Genomic DNA, 16,314 nt, shown 5'->3' on the forward strand with positions numbered 1-16,314 from the left:
CCTCTTCGGAGTGGAGGGTGAATTGCCACTCTTCAGCGATGCTTGTACGACTTATTCCGTTCGTTCTGCGGCCGGTTCGGCCCGCGCCGGAGCGTGTCCGGCGCGGGCCGAACCGGGGCTCACACCACCGGCGGCGCTCCCTCGATCGGGCGACCGAGGATGCCGGGCCGCCGCTGCCACGGCAACGGGCCGCCCGGCCGGCGGTAGTCGACGCCGAGGGCGTCGAGCCGGGCGTAATGGTCCGTCATGCGCTCCTCGAAGCCGGTGAAGTCCCGCTCGGCCGGGGCCGGCAGGGCTGTCCAGGCGACCTCGGCGAAGGCGGCGAGGCGGGGGAAGACCTGGTAGTCGACGCGTGAGCTGTTCTGCATGACCTCGGTCCACACGTTGGCCTGGGTGCCGAGGATGTGGCGTACGGCCTCCTCGGAGAGGCCCGGCGGAACGGGTTCGAAGCGGTAGACGTCCTCCAGGGTGCGGACATACCCGATGGGCATCGGCTCGTCGGGGCCGCCGTCCTGACGGTGGTCCAGGTACACCTGCTGCTCCGGGCACATCACCACGTCGTGCCCGGCCTCCGCGGCCGCGATGCCGCCCGCGTAACCGCGCCAGGAGGAGACCGCGGCGCCCTCGGCGAGGCCGCCCTCGAGGATCTCGTCCCAGCCGATGAGGCGGCGGCCGCGTGCGGTGAGCCAGCTGTCGAAGTGGCGGATGAACCACGACTGGAGTTCGTCCTCGTCCTTGAGGCCGAGTTCGGCGATCCGGGCCTGGGCGGTCGGGGACTCCTTCCACTGGTCCTTGAGGCACTCGTCGCCGCCGACGTGGATGAACGGGGAGGTCGCGGCGGGGAAGAGGCCGAGGATCTCCTCGAAGACGCCCTCGAAGAAGCGGAGGGTGCTGTCGGTGGGGGCGAGTACGTTCGGGTTGATGCCCCAGGTGTCCCAGACGGAGAGGGCGGTGGTGTCGATGACGTCGGTGTTGCCCAGCTCGGGGTACGCGCTGATGGCGGCCTGCGAGTGGCCCGGGATGTCGATCTCGGGGACGACACGGATATGCCGCTCGGCGGCGTAGGCGACGATCTCGCGGATGTCGTCCTGGGTGTAGTAGCCACCGTGCGGGGTCTCGTCCCACAGCTCGGAGGCCCGGTGGCCGTGTTTGGTACGGGAGCGCCAGGCGCCGGCGTCGGTGAGGCGCGGGTAGCGCTTGATCTCGACACGCCAGCCCTGGTCGTCGGTGAGGTGGAAGTGGAAGACGTTCAGCTTGTGGGCTGCCAGCAGGTCCAGGTAGCGCAGGACGTCGTCCTTTGGCAGGAAGTGCCGCGAGACGTCGAGCATCAGGCCGCGCCAGGAGAAGCGGGGTGCGTCCTCGATGACCACCGGCGGCACCTCCCAGGTGCGCCCCGGGGCGATCGGTGCGCGGCGGAAGGCGTCCGGGCCGAGGAGCTGACGGAAGGTCTGCGCTCCCCAGAACAGGCCGGCCGCGCTGCCCCCCTGGATGCGGACCGCGTTGCCCTCGACGACGAGGCGGTACGCCTCGGGGGCCAGGGCCGCGTCGAGCGAGAGGGCGATGCCGTTGTCGCCGGTGCCCTCCGTCAGGGGCAGTCCGGTGGCCGCGCCGACCGTGGCCCGCAGCCAGCGGCCGACGCCCTCGGCGCCCGGCGCGGCTCTGAGCACGGTCTCCTCGTCCAGCGGGTACAGCCCCCGCCCGGGCCCCGCCCAGCTCACTTCGCGCGGCGCGGGGATCAGACCCGGAGCCGCCGTGTCATCGGATGTCATGACGTCAGTCCTTAACCGCTCCGCCCAGTCCGGAGACGAGGCGCCGCTGTACGAGTACGAAGAAGACGAGGACGGGAAGGGTCATCACCGTCGAGGCTGCCATGATCCCGCCCCAGTCGTTCTCGTCCGGCTTGAAGAAGACCAGCAGCGCCATCGGCAGCGTCGACTGGGAGGTGTCGCTGATGATGAACGACTTCGCGAACAGGAAGTCGTTCCAGGTGGTGATGAAGGAGAAGACGCTGGTCGCCACGAGGCCCGGGAAGACCAGCGGGAAGAGGATCTGCCACAGGAAGCGGGTGCGGCTCGCCCCGTCGATGTAGGCGGCCTCCTCCAGCGCCTCGGGGACCGCCCTGACGAAGCCGCGCAGCATCCAGATGGCGAACGGCAGTGAGAAGGCGAGGTGCGGCAGGATCAGCGAGCCGAGCGTGTTGAGCTGGCCGAAGTCCCGCATCAGGAAGAACAGCGGGATGGTCAGCGCCTCCACCGGCACCATCTGCGCGACCAGGAACATGATCAGCAGGGTGGTGCGGAACTTGAAGCGGAAGCGGGTCACCGCGGTGGCGGCCAGGAAGGCGATCAGCGCGGAGGCGATGACGACCGTGCCCGCCACCAGCAGGCTGTTGAGGAAGTAGCGGCCGAAGTCCTGCTGTTCGAAGACCCGGCGGAACGAGTCGAGCGAGGGGGCGAGCGTCCAGGGGCGGGGCTCGGTCGACTGGATCTCCCCGGCCGGTTTGAAGGCGGAGAGCACCATCCAGTAGAGGGGGAAGGCGACGGCCACGGCGATCAGCAGGGCCGCGGCCTCGGCCGCCAGCCTGCCGGGCCGCTTGACCCGCAGAACCGTTCGTACGCTCACAGTTCCTCCCCCTGGCGCCGCACCAGGCGCAGATATACGAGCGTGACGGCCAGCAGGATCACCAGCATCACGACGCCGATCGCGGAGCCGAGGCTGTACTGCGAGGACGCGAACGCCTTCTGGTACGCGTACACGTTGAGCACCAGGTTCTGCCCGGCGATACCGCCGCCGTTGGTCATGACGTAGATCTGGGTGAAGACCTTGAAGTCCCAGATGATCGACTGGATGGTGACGACGATCAGGATGGGCTTGAGCATCGGCGCCATGATGGTCCGCCAGATCCGCCAGTGGGAGGCGCCGTCCAGTGAGGCGGCCTCCAGCACTTCGGTGGGGATGGCCCGGATGCCCGCGTACACGGTGACCATGACGAACGGGAACGAGCACCACAGGACTTCGAGGAGTACGAGCGCGAAGGCGCTGTAGCGGCCGTACGTCCAGGAGAAGTCGCCGAGGCCGAGCACCCTGTTCACGGGTCCGAAGTCGGGGTCGAAGAGGAAGACCCAGACCGTGGAGCCGGTGATCGCCGGGGTGGCCCAGGCGCCGAGCGCGGCCATCATCAGCAGCAGCCGGGGCAGGGCGCGGATGCGGGTGAGCAGGACGGCGAGCGCACAGCCGACGAACAGCGTGGAGACCACGCAGGCCGCGGCGAACAGGACCGTGGCGAGGAGGACCTGCCAGAACTGGCTGTCGTTGAAGAGGGTGGCGTAGTTGCCGAAGCCCTTGAAGGTGGTGGGTTCGCCGCCGCTGACCTGGGCCTGGGTGTACTCCAGGAACGAGATCAGGCCGAGCTGGTAGATCGGGTAGACGAGCAGCCCGGCGAGCAGGACGAGGGCGGGCAGCAGATAGAGCCAGGGGGTCCAGCCGGAGTGCCCCCTGGGCGACACGGGGCGGCCGCGCCGGGGCGGGCGGCCGACGGGAGCGCCGGTGCCCGCCCCGGCCGCGGCGGCGGCCGGGGCCTTGAGGGGTGTGGTGTGCGTGGTCATCGTCAGCCCGCGTCGGTGAAGGCCGCGTCCATCTTCTTCGCCGCGTCGTCCGAGGCCTGCGCCACGTCCTTACGGCCGGAGACGATCTCCTGGAACATGTTCGGCAGGACCAGCGAGGCGTCGATCTGGCCCCAGGCGGGCGAGGCGGGGACGAACTTGGCGCCGGCGCCGAGCGTCCGGACGAACGGGGCGACGAAGGGCTGCTTCTTCGCGGCGTTGTCCAGGACGTCGGTGTAGGTGGGCAGGAAGCCCATCGCGTCGAACATCTCGGCCTGGGTCTTCTTGCCGGTGAGCGACTTCATCAGGTCGACGGCGAGGGTGCGGTGCGAGCTGCTCTTGAGCACGCCGATGTTGTTACCGCCCGCGAAGGCGGGGGCGATGGAGTTCGGGGCGATGCCGGGCAGCGGGACGACGGAGTACTTGCCCTTGACCGAGCCGGCCTCGACGGCCGCGTGGCTGAAGTCGCCGCCGATCGCCATGGCCGCCTTGCCGGAGGCGAAGGCGGTCACGGTGGCGTTGCCGCCCATGGAGGCGCACTTGGCGGCCGGACAGTTGTCGTCGCCGAAGAGGGAGGTGTAGGCCTCGATGCCCTTGCGCGCCTTCTCGCTGTTGATGGCCGCTCTGTACGTTCCCCCGCTCTCGCCCGCGATCTCGCCGCCGTGGGACCAGATGAAGGGCATCGCACCGTAGGTGTAGGCGCCGCCGACCGCGAGGCCGTAGAGGCCGGGCTTCGCCTTGTGGATCTTCTTGGCGGTGGAGATCAGCTCGGCCTGGGACTTGGGGGGCTCGATGCCGAGGTCCTCGAAGACGTCGGTGCGGTAGTAGAGGGCCCGGACGCCGACGAAGAACGGGGCGCCGTAGACCTTGTCGCCGACGGTGACGGACTGCTTGGCGATCGGGTCGGTGTCCTTCGCCTCCTCCCAGGCGCCGAACTCCTCGGTGACGTCCGCGAGTCCGCCGTCCTTGACGTATCCGGCGGTGTCGCTGTTGCCGTACTCGATGAGGTCGGGGGCGCTCTTGGGGTCGTTGAAGGCCGCCTTGATGCGCTGGGCGCGGGTGTCGACGGGTATGTACTCGACCTCGACCTTCGCGCCCTGGTGGCTCTTCTCGAACGCGGCGACGGCCGTGTCGACGACCTTCTCCTTGGGCTTGTTGCCGACCTCCTGGAAGAGCCAGACACGGAGAGTCCCGCTCTTCTCGTCACCCTTCGCACTGGTGTCGGAGGTCTGCGGCGCACAGGCGGTGGCCGTGAGGCCCGCCAGCACGAGCGCGGCTACCGGGGCGGCAATTCGGGCAGAAAGCTTCATCCGGGAATCCCTACCGGTCATTCGTTGCATCATGTGCAACGTGCGTTTCGTTCTGCACAACTTGCAGGAGAGTAAGTCCGGTTCCGGCGCCCGACAAGTGGTCTCCACCACTCTGTGACCAGCCGACGCAGCCCGTGCAACGCGAGCACCCGGCCACACTCCGTGACCGGCATCGCGAAGGGCCCGGCACACCGCCTCGGGGGTCCGCGCGAATCTCCTTCGCGATGGTCAAGAACCGTTGACCATCGCTCGTGTGCCTACCGACGATCTTCCCGAGACGTTTCACGTCACCACGTACGAGCAACTCCGCGCCGTCATCAGTCCGACGCGCCACCGGATCATGGCCGTGCTCCGCTTCGAGCCGGCGACGATCACGCAGATCGCCGAGCGGGTGGGCCTCGCGAAAGGGAGTTGCAGCTACCACGTGCGCCTGCTGGAGCGAGCCGGCCTGGTGAAGGTGGTGCGGACGCGGAAGGTCCGGGGCGTCACCGAGCGGTACTGCGCCATGGCCGCCCGGGCGATCGAGCTGCCGGACCCGGGCGAGGGAGGGCCGGATGTGCTGATGCGGCATGCGGTGGCGGACCTGGAGACGGCGCCCGCGGACGGCGAACGGCACGTGCGGATGGCGCATCTGCGGCTCACCGAGGCGCAGTCAGCCGCACCCCGCTCCACGCCGCCGGTGCCCTCCTCCTGACGATGACGGCCGTCACGGCGTCCATGACCGGCAACCGCCGGGCCGAAGCGGCGCTGCGCGCCGCCACCCCGAGCGGCGGTCCGGATCACCCGGTATCCAGGGCTCCCGCCCAGGAGGGTGCCCCGAGGTGCTGTGACGCCCGGTTCCCGGGGACGCGGAAGGCCCCCGGCCCGCGCGTCACCGCGCGTGCCGGGGGCCTCGGCCGTGGAGCCCGGTGGGCCTGTGGGGCCCTACTTCTTGCCCTTGTCCTTGCCGCCGCCCTTGCCCTTGTCCTTGTCGCCGCCGGCGCCCATGGACTCGTAGATCTCCTTGCACATGGGACAGACCGGGTACTTCTTGGGGTCCCGCCCCGGCACCCAGACCTTGCCGCACAGCGCCACCACGGGAGTGCCCTCCAGGGCGCTCGCCATGATCTTGTCCTTCTGGACGTAATGGGCGTAGCGCTCGTGGTCGCCGTCGCCCCTCGACACCTGCGGCGTCGGCTCTACGAGGGTCCCCGTACCTGCCCCGCGATCGGGCTCAAGAGTGCTCATAACCGCCAAGGGTACAGAGCGACCGGCACATGGGGGGCGGGACAGGGAGCGGGGTCTGGTGCGTGCAGCCGCAAGGCCGAGGGCCGAGGCACGGCGGAGCCATGGTGATGGACGACAACGCCGCAGATACGGGTGCCGGACCCCCGCGACGCCGCCCCCCGTGCGCCGGTCGCTCTCGACGCGGGCCTTCAGTTGAGCGAAGGGTCGTCCGGATACGTCGCGATCATCGCCAGCTCGCTGCGCTGGCGGCGGAGCACCGCGCGCCAGAGGTTCTCCGGGCGCGGGGAGGAGACGTCGCCGGGCTCGGACTCGACCACGTACCAGGCGCCCTCGCCCAGTTCGCCCTCCAGTTGCCCCGGGCCCCAGCCCGCGTACCCGGCGAAGATCCGCAGCGATCCCAGGGCCGGTCCGAGCAGCTCCGGCGGGGTCTCCAGGTCGACCAGGCCGATCGCCCCGTGCACCCGGCGCCAGCCGAGCGGGCCCTCGTCGCCGGGGATCACCGCCACGCCCAGCGCCGAGTCGAGCGAGACCGGGCCACCCTGGAAGACGACGTCCGGCTCTCCGGTCAGGCCGGCCCAGGAGCCGAGGATGTCACCGACGCCGACCGGGGTCGGGCGGTTCAGGACCACGCCGAGGGAGCCCTCCTCGTCGTGGTCGAGGAGGAGCACCACCGCGCGGTCGAAATTCGGGTCCGCGAGGGCGGGCGTGGCCACGAGCAGTCGCCCTGTGAGCGAGGACACCTCCGTCATGGCAGAAATGATCCCGCATCTTCGCCCTCAGCGGGGTCCCGGTGACCGTGATGACCACCTCAGGAGAGCGAGCGCAGCTCAGGGCGCACGGAGGCACGGGAGGCGCACCGGACGGCGGGGGTTCAGGGGGCCATCCGGACGGTGACCCTCCGCAAGATCGGGTGCGCGGAGGGTGTTGTGGCGGATTCATGACGTTCGTACACCCCCCTTCGCCTTACGGAAGGGGGGTAGGAGGCCATTACCCTTTTCGTTGGCCCCCCGCCCGACCACTCCGGAACGCGAGATACATGACCGGCACAGACGATGTCCTGCTTGTCCACGGCGGCACCCCGCTGGAGGGCGAGATCCGCGTCCGAGGCGCCAAGAACCTGGTGCCGAAGGCAATGGTCGCCGCGCTGCTCGGCAGCGGGCCCAGCCGTCTCCGCAACGTTCCCGACATCCGTGACGTACGGGTGGTCCGGGGACTGCTGCAGCTGCACGGCGTCACCGTCCGCCCCGGCGACGAGCCGGGCGAACTGATTCTCGACCCCTCGCACGTCGAGTCCGCGAACGTCGCCGACATCGATGCCCACGCGGGTTCGTCGCGCATCCCGATCCTCTTCTGCGGTCCCCTGCTGCACCGCCTCGGCCACGCCTTCATCCCGGGCCTGGGCGGCTGCGACATCGGCGGCCGGCCGATCGACTTCCACTTCGAGGTGCTCCGCCAGTTCGGCGCGACCATCGAGAAGCGGGCCGACGGCCAGTACCTGGAGGCCCCGCAGCGGCTGCGCGGCACCAAGATCCGGCTGCCGTACCCCTCGGTGGGCTCCACCGAGCAGGTGCTGCTCACCGCCGTCCTCGCCGAGGGCGTCACCGAGCTGTCCAACGCGGCCGTCGAGCCGGAGATCGAGGACCTCATCTGCGTACTGCAGAAGATGGGCGCGATCATCTCCATGGACACCGACCGGACCATCCGGATCACCGGTGTCGACAAGCTCGACGGATACACCCACCGGGCGATCCCGGACCGTCTGGAGGCGGCCTCCTGGGCGTCGGCGGCGCTGGCGACCGAGGGCAACATCTACGTACGCGGCGCCCAGCAGCGTTCGATGATGACCTTCCTGAACACCTTCCGCCGGGTCGGCGGCGCCTTCGAGATCGACGACGAGGGCATCCGCTTCTGGCACCCGGGCGGCGCGCTCAACGCCATCGCGCTGGAGACGGACGTCCACCCCGGCTTCCAGACCGACTGGCAGCAGCCCCTGGTGGTGGCGCTGACGCAGGCCGCGGGGCTGTCCATCGTCCACGAGACGGTATACGAGTCGCGGCTCGGCTTCACCTCCGCGCTCAACCAGATGGGTGCGCACATCCAGCTCTACCGGGAGTGCCTGGGCGGTTCGGACTGCCGCTTCGGGCAGCGCAACTTCCTGCACTCGGCGGTCGTCTCGGGACCGACGAAGCTCCAGGGCGCCGACCTGGTCATCCCCGACCTGCGCGGCGGCTTCTCGTACCTGATCGCGGCGCTGGCGGCGCAGGGCACCTCCCGGGTGCACGGCATCGACCTGATCAACCGTGGCTACGAGAACTTCATGGACAAGCTCGAGAAGCTCGGCGCGAAGGTGGAGCTGCCGGGCGGTTCACTGGTCTGACCGCACAGTGCTGCCGCACACAGCACCGCGCACCGCGTGAGAAGCCCGCCGCCCCGGCCCCTTCATGGGACCGGGGCGGCGGGCTTCGCGGGCTTCAGGAAGGGCCCCGGCCCCCTCGCGAGCGGGCGTACCGCCCCGGGGTGGTCCCCGCGATCCGCTCGAAGTGCCGGATGAGGTGGGACTGGTCGTGGAAGCCCACGGCGGCCGCCGCCTCACCGGTCGGCACGCCGTCGAGCAGCAGACGGCGGGCCCGGTCGACCCGGCGGGACGTCAGGTACTGGTGCGGCGCGATGGCGTACGCCGCGCTGAACGCCCGTACGAGATGGGCGGGGTGCGCGTGGACCAGCCGGGCGGCCTCGGCCAGGGTGATGCCGCCGCCCAGCCGCTCGTCCAGGAGGTCGCGCAGGTCCTGGGCGACACCTGGGCCGGGCACAGGGCCCGCCGGGGCCGTCCGGGGGCGCAGGTGGCCCCGTAGCCGCTCGCCGACGAACGCCAGGCGGCTCTCCGCCTCGAAGGCCCCGTCCGGGTCCGCCAGGGCCGTGTGGAGCCGGCCGACGCGGCTGCGCAGCGAGGCTCCCGTCCGCTTCGACACGAAGGTCGCGGTGCCGCTCCGCGACGACCTGGAGACCTGGCAGCGCCTGAACGTGACCGCCTTCCTGGTCAGCGGCCTGGGGACGGTGGCGCCCGAAGTGATCGGCGAGCCCTACGAGGACGCCGGCTCCACCCCGTACCTGCCGATGATCCGGCAGCCCGTGCTGGTCTTCGAGGGGGCGAAGGAGACGCTGACCGCCGCCCACACCAAGGCGCTCTCCCGGTCCCTGACGACGGCCGTGTTCACCTCGGACCTGTTCGGTACGGGGAACGACCGGGACAAGCGGGCGGCGGTACGGGCGGTGGGGCGGGAGGCACTGGATCTGGTGGGGCTGCTCGTGTACGGGCCCCGCAACGCCGTGGACAAGGCCGTCAAGGGCGCGCGGATGCATCCCTGACCTCCGGTGAGCCCCTCGGCGTACGAGCGCCTGAGCGGGGCGCATGTGCCCGTGGCATGCGCGAGGGCGGCCACCCCTGGTCGGGGGTGACCGCCCTCCTTGCGCCTTTGAGGGTTACTTACCCTTGGCGGCTTCCTTGAGCTTCGAGCCCGCGGAGACCTTCACGCTGTAGCCGGCGGGGATGTTGATCGGGTCGCCGGTCTGCGGGTTGCGAGCGGTGCGAGCGGCACGGTGGGTGCGCTCGAAGGTCAGGAAGCCGGGGATGGTGACCTTCTCGTCGCCCTTGGCGACGATCTCACCGACGGTCTCGGCGAGCGCGGCCAGCACGGCGTCGGCGTCCTTGCGAGTCACCTCGGCGCGGTCGGCCAGGGCGGCCACCAGCTCACTGCGGTTCATGTTGTTACTCCCGTGTTCTTCTTGCCTGTGAGGCGTGAGATCGAAGCCGATGCTGCCAGGGCCCTCTGACAGTCCCCGGACCCGGGTCTGATGTCAGACCCTCGCGCCCGATTACGCATCCTGCCCCCACCTGCGGCGGGAAAGCCAATCCGGAACCCTTCAGGGTCAACGAAAAGCGCCACTGTCTGCTCGTGGTGACGTTCCGTCGGCTTCCCTTAGCGGTCCGCAGCGGATGCCGGGCCCTACGGGGCCCACTGCCCGCCCACCCTAAAGGGGCGTTTGGGGCGCCGCGACCCGCGACGCGCCGTACGGCACGGGCGGGTGCGGCCCGGGGTCTTGCGCGCTTACCCCTTGAGGGACCGGCGAAACAGGGGGGTGAGCGGGTCAGACGGAGGTGGAGGATTCCGTTCCGGCGCCAGCCGCGGCCTTGGCGGCTGCGCGGACGGCTCCGGCGACCGCGCCGGCGACCTTGTCGTTGAAGACGGAGGGGATGATGTAGTTCGCGTTGACCTCGTCCTCGGCGACCACGTCGGCGAGGGCTCCGGCGGCGGCGAGCATCATCTCCGTGTTGACGGTGCGGGACTGAGCGTCCAGCAGGCCGCGGAAGACACCCGGGAAGACCAGCACGTTGTTGATCTGGTTGGGGAAGTCGGAGCGTCCGGTGGCGACGACGGCGGCCGTCTCGCGGGCGATCGTCGGGTCGACCTCGGGGTCCGGGTTCGCGAGCGCGAACACGATCGCACCGTCCGCCATCGCCGCGACGTCGTCGCCGTTCAGGACGTTCGGGGCGGAGACGCCGATGAAGACGTCGGCGCCGACGACGGCCTCCTTGAGGGTGCCGGTGACGCCCTCCGGGTTGGTGTTGTCGGCGATCCAGCGCAGCGGCGAGTCGGGGGAGGCGGCGACGAGGTCCTCGCGTCCGGCGTGCACGACGCCGTGGATGTCGGCGACGACGGCGTGCTTGACGCCCGCGGCGATCAGGAGCTTGAGGATGGCCGTACCGGCGGCTCCGGCACCGGACATGACGACCCGTACGTCTCCGATGCTCTTGCCCACCACGCGCAGGGCGTTGGTCAGCGAGGCCAGGACGACGATGGCGGTGCCGTGCTGGTCGTCGTGGAAGACGGGGATGTCCAGGGCCTCGCGCAGCCGGGCCTCGATCTCGAAGCAGCGGGGTGCGGAGATGTCCTCCAGGTTGATGCCGGCGAAGCCGGGGGCGATCGCCTTGACGATCTCGACGATCGCGTCGGTGTCCTGGGTGTCCAGGCAGATCGGCCAGGCGTCGATGCCGGCGAAGCGCTTGAAGAGGGCCGCCTTGCCCTCCATGACGGGCAGCGCGGCCATCGGGCCGATGTTGCCCAGGCCGAGCACCGCGGAGCCGTCGGTCACGACTGCGACGGAGTTGCGCTTGATGGTGAGGCGGCGCGCGTCCTCGGGGTTCTCGGCGATGGCCATGCAGACCCGGGCGACGCCGGGGGTGTAGATCATGGAGAGGTCGTCACGGTTGCGGATGGGGTGCTTGGACGCCATCTCGATCTTGCCGCCGAGGTGCATGAGGAACGTACGGTCGGAGACCTTGCCCAGCACGACGCCCTCGATGTCGCGCAGACCTTCGACGATCTCGTCCGCGTGCGAGGTGGAGGAAGCGGCGATCGTGACGTCGATCCGGAGCTTCTCGTGGCCGGATGCGGTCACGTCGAGGCCGGTGACCGAACCCCCCGACGACTCCACGGCCGTGGTGAGCTGGGAGACCGCGGTGCCACTCGCGGGCACCTCCAGCCTGACCGTCATCGAGTACGAGACGCTGGGCGCCGTTGCCATGGCCGAGTCCTTCGCTTTCCTCAAGCTTCATTGCTTCGTATCCGGAACCCTCGTTCCGGTCACGCTTCCCGATCGTCGCACCTACCGACTGGTAGCCGGTAATGAGCACCCTCTTTCGGAAACTGTTTTCCACCATACGAGAAGTCACCCGTTCGGCGGAACCCCCAAGGGACGGGAACCGCGGCTGACCGCTCTGTGAAGCCCTGCGGCTGACCGCCCTGTGAAGCCCCGTAAACGAGAACAGACCCGCGCCACCATCAGGTGACGCGGGTCTGTCTTCTTCACTTAGGTGGCACCGACCCGCCATGCTCGCCTCGCGGCAAGTGGTCGCTCGAAGCGACGAAGGTTGGGCCCGGGGGCTTGGATCGAGCCGGTGCCAGTACCACGGTAACAAAGACCCCGGAGAAGTGATTCCCGTGCGACGGACCGACCCGCGCGCCGTCACTCCCGCAGCAGGTCCGGAACCCCGTCCTCGTCCGGCATGTCCCGCTTCCCCGACACCACCGTGAGCTGCTGCGTGGCCCGCGTCAGCGCCACGTACAGCACCCGCAGCCCGGCCGGGGACTCGTCCGCGATCTCCGCGGGCGAGACCACCACCGTGGCGTCGTACTCCAGGCCCTTCGCCTCCAGGCTGCCCAGCGCCACCACCCGCTCCCCCAGCTCCGCGAGCCACTCGCGGGCCTGGGCGCGCCGGTTCATCGCCACGACCACGCCGACCGTGCCGTCCACCTCCGCCAGCAGCCGGCGCGCCTCCTCGCGGACCGTGGCGGCCAGGTCGCCGTCCTCGACCGGCACGAAGCGCGGCACCACCCCGGTCGAGCGGACCGCCGACGGTGACTCCATGCCGGGCATGGCCAGCGCCAGCACCTTCGCGGCCAGCTCCGCGATCTCGGCCGGGTTGCGGTAGTTGACGGTGAGGGTGAAGCGGCGGCGGGGCCGGGAGCCGAGTGCCTCGTCCCGGGCCGCGGCCGCCTCGTCCGGGTCGGACCAGGAGGACTGCGCCGGGTCGCCGACGATCGTCCAGGTGGCGTGGCGGCCCCGGCGGCCCACCATCCGCCACTGCATGGGCGTGAGGTCCTGCGCCTCGTCGACGATGACGTGCGCGTACTCCGTGCGCTCCGCCGCGAGCCGCTCGGCCCGCTCCCACTGGGTCTCCTCGCGCTGCGGCATCAGCTCCTCCAGGCCGGAGAGCTGGTCCAGCGGGTCCCTCTCGCGCTTCCGCTTCGGCCGGACCACCGTCCCCAGCAGGGCCTGGAGCTCGTCCAGGAGCGCCACGTCGTGGACGGAGAGCGGACCGCTGCCGTCCGCGTCCAGCCGCTTCAGGGAGCGCGCCAGGCGGCGCACCTCGCCCTGATTGAGGATGCGCCGGGACCAGCGGGCCAGCCGCTTCTCGTCGGCCATCGCGGCCAGCACCCGGCGCGGGGTCAGCTCGGGCCACCACGCGTTCAGGAACTCCAGGAACGGCGTCTCGGTGGAGACGTCCTCGTCGAAGGACGAGCGGAGCTCCGCCACCAGCTGCGGGTCGGTGTAGCGGCCGCGCCCCGAACTCCTGCTCCACAGGGCGTCCAGCAGCAGCTTGCGGGCGCGCGGGCGCAGCAGGTTGACGGGGGCGGTGCCGCTGAGCACGTTGTGCCGGATGCGCTGGAGCTCGTCGGCCTCCAGCTCGACCCGGGCGCCGAAGGCGACGACGCGCAGCCGGGTCGGGGTGGCGGTGGCGGCGCTCTGCACGGGCTCTTCGCCGAAGGAGAGCTGGCCACCGCTGTTGGGCGGCTTCGGCGCCTCCAGAGCGCCCCGGGCCGCCTTGCGCAGCACATGGAGCATCCGCGAGGAGCCCTTGATCCGGGCGATGGCCGGTTCGTCGTACGCCCCCCCGTCACCTGACCACCGCCCCTCATCGAGGCCCTTCGGGCCGCCCCCTCCGTACGCGCCCTCGACGCCCGCCGCCTCGTCCGAGAGCGAGCCGACCGCGCGGATCGCGACCTGGCCCTCCTCACCGAGCGAGGGCAGCACGCCCTCCGTGTACGCGACCAGGAGCGGGGTCGGGGAGACGACGAGGATGCCGCCCGCGTACCGCCGCCGGTCCTGGTAGAGGAGGTAGGCGGCCCGGTGCAGGGCGACGGCCGTCTTGCCGGTGCCGGGGCCGCCGGTGACCTCGGTGACGGAGGCGGCGGGGGCCCGGATCACCACGTCCTGCTCGGCCTGGATGGAGGCGACGATGTCCCGCATGGTGTGGCTGCGGGCCTGGCCGAGGGCGGCCATGAGGGCGCCGTCGCCGATCACCGGCAGCTTCTCGCCGTCCAGGTACGCCGTCAGCTCCGGGCGCATCAGGTCGTCCTCGACCCCGAGGACCTTGCGGCCCTTGGAGCGGATGACCCGGCGGCGTACGACGCGGCCGGGCTCCTTCGGGGTGGAGCGGTAGAACGGGGCGGCGGCCGGGGCCCGCCAGTCGATCACCAGCGGCGCGTAGTCGGAGTCCAGGACTCCGATCCGGCCGATGTGGAGCGTCTCGGCGATGTCGGCGGTGGCGTCATCCCGTACGGCGTCGTCGGCCGGCTCCACGGAGGTGAACGCGCCGTCCGGGCCGCGCTCACCGTCCTTGCCGAGGAGCAGGTCGATCCGCCCGAAGAGGAAGTCCTCGAACTCGTTGTTCAGCCGGTTGAGGTGGACGCCCGCCCGGAAGACCTGGGCGTCCCGTTCGGCGAGGGCGCCGGGCGTGCCGACCTGCCCGCGTTTGACGGCGTCGTGCATGAGAAATTCCGCCTCGTCGATCTTCTCTTCGAGACGGTGGTAAACGCGGTCCAGATGATTCTGTTCGACACCGATTTCCCGGTCCCGCAGCGAATCGACAGCGGCATCCTGCGCGGCCACCGAGGCCCCCTTCTGACGTGCATCGGGCAGCCGTCAACCCTATGCGAAGGGGGGCCCGGGCGCACCTGTCGTCCGCGTTCGCGAGTGTTGCGATTGCGCGTCGGAACGTGTGCGAGGGGTGACGCGCCTCAGCGGCCGGGGTCCGCTCAGGCGCCGATCTCCACCAGCCGCTCCCCGTCGAACGTGCGCACCTCGAAGCGGTCGATGTCCTCGCGGGACATCGCCGCGCCGCCGTGCACGTACAGCGGGTTCTTCGCCGACTCGTGCGTCGAGTCCTCGATGCCGTACCCCCACTGGGGGACGGACCAGGAGGTGACGACCTCCTCCTCCCCCGTCTTGGAGACGGCGACGAGCGTGCACTTCTGCGGCCCTTTGACGTTCTTCAGCTCCAGGACCGTGTGGGTGCCCCACGCCTTCTCCTCCATCCCGACCGTCGCGCCGACCCGGGTGGTGGGGTCGGTCGCCGTCACCTTCTCCGTCATGTGCTGGAAGAAGGCGTCCTCGGCCGGGCTGGTGGGGTGCGGTTCCCCGATGGCGACGGAGCGGCCGCCGCCCTCGTCGCCCGCCGTGACGGCGACGGCCGCGACCGGCCCGCCGATGATCAGGGCGGCCGCCGCGGCGATCAGATACCTGCTCCGCTTCGTACGCCGGTGCCTGCGGTGCGCGACCTCGTCCATCAGCCCGCCGAGCACCTTGGGCGCGGGCCGCTCGGGAACGTGCGGTACGGGACGGGCCCCGGGCGAGGCCGCCGGCGCCTCGGCCAGCATCGCGAGCATGGGCTCCATCCCGGCGAACTCGTCCAGGTGCGCGGAACACCGGGAGCAGCCCGCGAGATGGGCCTCGAAGGCGCTCGCCTGCGCGTCGTCCAGGATGCCCAGGACATAGGCGGCGGCCGCGTCGTGCTCGGGCCCTTCGGGCTCCCCCCGGAACGGCGGCTGGGGGCCGGTGGGGTGCCCGGGGGCGGAGAGGTACGCGGGCCCTGAGGGGTGTGCAGGACCCGCGGGACAGGGGGAGTGCGGGGGGTGCGAGGGACCGGTGGGCATACGGGGTCCCGGAGGCCGGGGCCCGAACGGCTGCCACTGCTGGTCGCTCATGCCGTGATCCCCCTCTCTTCGAGTGCGAGCTTCATCGAACGGAGTGCGTAGAAGACCCGGGACCGCACGGTGCCGCTGGGGATGCCGAGTACCTCGGCCGCCTCGTTCACCGTACGTCCCCTGAAGTAGGTCTCGACCAATGCTTCCCGGTGCGCGGGCGTCAAATCGTCGAGCGCGTCCGAGAGCGTCATCAGCCACAGCGCCTTGTCGATCTCGTCCTCCGCGGGAATGACCTCCAGCGGCGACGGATCGACCTCGCGCGGCCGGGCCTGCCGGCTGCGGTGGTTGTCGATGACGATGCGCCGGGCGACCGTCACCAGCCAGGGTCGGACGGAGCCGGTGGCCCGGTTGAGCCGGCCGGCGTTCTTCCAGGCACGGATGAGCGTCTCCTGCACCACGTCCTCGGCCCGTTGGCGGTCGCCCGCCACGAGCCGGAGGACATACGCGAGCAGCGGCCCGGCATGTTCGCGGTAGAGCGCCCGCATCAGCTCCTCGTCCGGTACCCCGGCAGGGGGCGTGGGCGGCTCACTGCGATGTCGAGCCCTGTGCGGACGGTCATCGGCCACGGCCGCATCCTTGCGCACCCGAACCTCCTGGTCGAGACCCTGAATGGAGCTCTTCGGGCATGGA

At 70.7% G+C, this 16,314-nt stretch carries 13 protein-coding genes and 2 pseudogenes; 3 read left to right on the top strand and 12 right to left on the bottom strand.

All coding sequences use genetic code 11. The features are described 5' to 3' along the window. Window positions 1-119: 119 nt before the first annotated feature. Genes ABZ154_RS04620 through ABZ154_RS04635 form a run of 4 tightly spaced genes read right to left on the bottom strand, consistent with a single transcriptional unit; the run spans window position 120 to window position 4,912 of the window. Window positions 120-1,769 (bottom strand): beta-N-acetylhexosaminidase, encoded by a 1,650-nt coding sequence (locus ABZ154_RS04620; RefSeq protein WP_356828975.1) that lies wholly within the window; start codon window positions 1,767-1,769, stop codon window positions 120-122. Between the two features lie 4 nt (window positions 1,770-1,773). Next, window positions 1,774-2,622, bottom strand: coding sequence for a carbohydrate ABC transporter permease (locus ABZ154_RS04625; RefSeq protein WP_356828977.1), 849 nt, complete (start codon window positions 2,620-2,622; stop codon window positions 1,774-1,776). Continuing rightward, on the bottom strand, window positions 2,619-3,605 hold the full coding sequence (locus tag ABZ154_RS04630; RefSeq protein ID WP_356828979.1) for a sugar ABC transporter permease: 987 nt from the start codon (window positions 3,603-3,605) through the stop codon (window positions 2,619-2,621). The genes ABZ154_RS04625 and ABZ154_RS04630 overlap by 4 nt, the downstream gene beginning before the upstream one ends. Window positions 3,606-3,607: 2 nt before the next feature. Beyond that, window positions 3,608-4,912: an extracellular solute-binding protein gene (locus ABZ154_RS04635; protein WP_356828981.1), complete on the bottom strand. Its 1,305-nt coding sequence runs from the start codon at window positions 4,910-4,912 to the stop codon at window positions 3,608-3,610. A 253-nt stretch (window positions 4,913-5,165) separates the two neighbouring features. On the opposite strand from ABZ154_RS04635, the pseudogene ABZ154_RS04640 reads away from it, so the two are divergent. Then, window positions 5,166-5,558: pseudogene (locus tag ABZ154_RS04640) on the top strand (winged helix-turn-helix domain-containing protein); the annotation flags it as partial. A gap of 278 nt (window positions 5,559-5,836) precedes the next feature. Here ABZ154_RS04640 and ABZ154_RS04645 read toward each other — a convergent pair. Continuing rightward, window positions 5,837-6,139, bottom strand: coding sequence for a DUF3039 domain-containing protein (locus ABZ154_RS04645; RefSeq protein WP_015608862.1), 303 nt, complete (start codon window positions 6,137-6,139; stop codon window positions 5,837-5,839). A 188-nt stretch (window positions 6,140-6,327) separates the two neighbouring features. After that, window positions 6,328-6,888 (bottom strand): YqgE/AlgH family protein, encoded by a 561-nt coding sequence (locus ABZ154_RS04650; RefSeq protein ID WP_015608863.1) that lies wholly within the window; start codon window positions 6,886-6,888, stop codon window positions 6,328-6,330. 287 nt (window positions 6,889-7,175) lie between these two features. Between ABZ154_RS04650 and murA the strand changes: the two genes are divergently transcribed. Then, window positions 7,176-8,516, top strand: coding sequence for a UDP-N-acetylglucosamine 1-carboxyvinyltransferase (gene murA / locus ABZ154_RS04655; protein ID WP_015608864.1), 1,341 nt, complete (start codon window positions 7,176-7,178; stop codon window positions 8,514-8,516). Between the two features lie 94 nt (window positions 8,517-8,610). Here murA and ABZ154_RS04660 read toward each other — a convergent pair. After that, window positions 8,611-9,084: pseudogene (locus tag ABZ154_RS04660) on the bottom strand (AraC family transcriptional regulator); the annotation flags it as partial. Between ABZ154_RS04660 and ABZ154_RS04665 the strand changes: the two are divergent. Next, window positions 9,056-9,505: a DUF2000 domain-containing protein gene (locus ABZ154_RS04665; protein WP_356828984.1), complete on the top strand. Its 450-nt coding sequence runs from the start codon at window positions 9,056-9,058 to the stop codon at window positions 9,503-9,505. The pseudogene ABZ154_RS04660 and the gene ABZ154_RS04665 sit on opposite strands and share 29 nt — an antisense overlap. A 114-nt stretch (window positions 9,506-9,619) precedes the next feature. On the opposite strand, the gene ABZ154_RS04670 is transcribed toward ABZ154_RS04665, so the two are convergent. The 5 genes from ABZ154_RS04670 to ABZ154_RS04690 all read right to left on the bottom strand — a co-directional run bounded on the left by ABZ154_RS04670 (window position 9,620) and on the right by ABZ154_RS04690 (window position 16,268). Further along, window positions 9,620-9,901, bottom strand: coding sequence for an HU family DNA-binding protein (locus ABZ154_RS04670; RefSeq protein ID WP_003968811.1), 282 nt, complete (start codon window positions 9,899-9,901; stop codon window positions 9,620-9,622). 384 nt (window positions 9,902-10,285) lie between these two features. Next, window positions 10,286-11,722, bottom strand: coding sequence for an NAD-dependent malic enzyme (locus ABZ154_RS04675; RefSeq protein WP_356828986.1), 1,437 nt, complete (start codon window positions 11,720-11,722; stop codon window positions 10,286-10,288). Between the two features lie 441 nt (window positions 11,723-12,163). Continuing rightward, window positions 12,164-14,590, bottom strand: coding sequence for a UvrD-helicase domain-containing protein (locus ABZ154_RS04680; protein ID WP_356828988.1), 2,427 nt, complete (start codon window positions 14,588-14,590; stop codon window positions 12,164-12,166). Window positions 14,591-14,736: 146 nt separating this feature from the next. Continuing rightward, window positions 14,737-15,684 carry a zf-HC2 domain-containing protein gene (locus ABZ154_RS04685; RefSeq protein ID WP_356828990.1) on the bottom strand — a complete coding sequence of 316 codons (948 nt, stop codon included), beginning with the start codon at window positions 15,682-15,684 and terminating at the stop codon, window positions 14,737-14,739. Further along, the gene (locus tag ABZ154_RS04690) at window positions 15,681-16,268 is read right to left on the bottom strand and encodes a sigma-70 family RNA polymerase sigma factor (RefSeq protein WP_356828992.1); all 588 of its coding nucleotides are present in this window, start codon (window positions 16,266-16,268) and stop codon (window positions 15,681-15,683) included. The genes ABZ154_RS04685 and ABZ154_RS04690 overlap by 4 nt, the downstream gene beginning before the upstream one ends. Window positions 16,269-16,314: the final 46 nt, after the last annotated feature.

Origin of the sequence: Streptomyces sp. NPDC006261 (assembly GCF_040613515.1) — a bacterium.
In the GTDB taxonomy this organism is placed as follows: Bacteria; Actinomycetota; Actinomycetes; order Streptomycetales; family Streptomycetaceae; genus Streptomyces.

Excerpts from the sequence above, each read along its gene's own strand:
- ABZ154_RS04620 (WP_356828975.1), bottom strand. The coding sequence starts at position 1,769 with ATGACATCCGATGACACGGCGGCTCCGGGTCTGATCCCCGCGCCGCGC.
- ABZ154_RS04630 (WP_356828979.1), bottom strand. The coding sequence starts at position 3,605 with ATGACCACGCACACCACACCCCTCAAGGCCCCGGCCGCCGCCGCGGCC.
- ABZ154_RS04635 (WP_356828981.1), bottom strand. The coding sequence starts at position 4,912 with ATGAAGCTTTCTGCCCGAATTGCCGCCCCGGTAGCCGCGCTCGTGCTG.
- ABZ154_RS04645 (WP_015608862.1), bottom strand. The coding sequence starts at position 6,139 with ATGAGCACTCTTGAGCCCGATCGCGGGGCAGGTACGGGGACCCTCGTA.
- ABZ154_RS04650 (WP_015608863.1), bottom strand. The coding sequence starts at position 6,888 with ATGACGGAGGTGTCCTCGCTCACAGGGCGACTGCTCGTGGCCACGCCC.
- murA (WP_015608864.1), top strand. The coding sequence starts at position 7,176 with ATGACCGGCACAGACGATGTCCTGCTTGTCCACGGCGGCACCCCGCTG.
- ABZ154_RS04670 (WP_003968811.1), bottom strand. The coding sequence starts at position 9,901 with ATGAACCGCAGTGAGCTGGTGGCCGCCCTGGCCGACCGCGCCGAGGTG.
- ABZ154_RS04675 (WP_356828986.1), bottom strand. The coding sequence starts at position 11,722 with ATGGCAACGGCGCCCAGCGTCTCGTACTCGATGACGGTCAGGCTGGAG.
- ABZ154_RS04685 (WP_356828990.1), bottom strand. The coding sequence starts at position 15,684 with ATGAGCGACCAGCAGTGGCAGCCGTTCGGGCCCCGGCCTCCGGGACCC.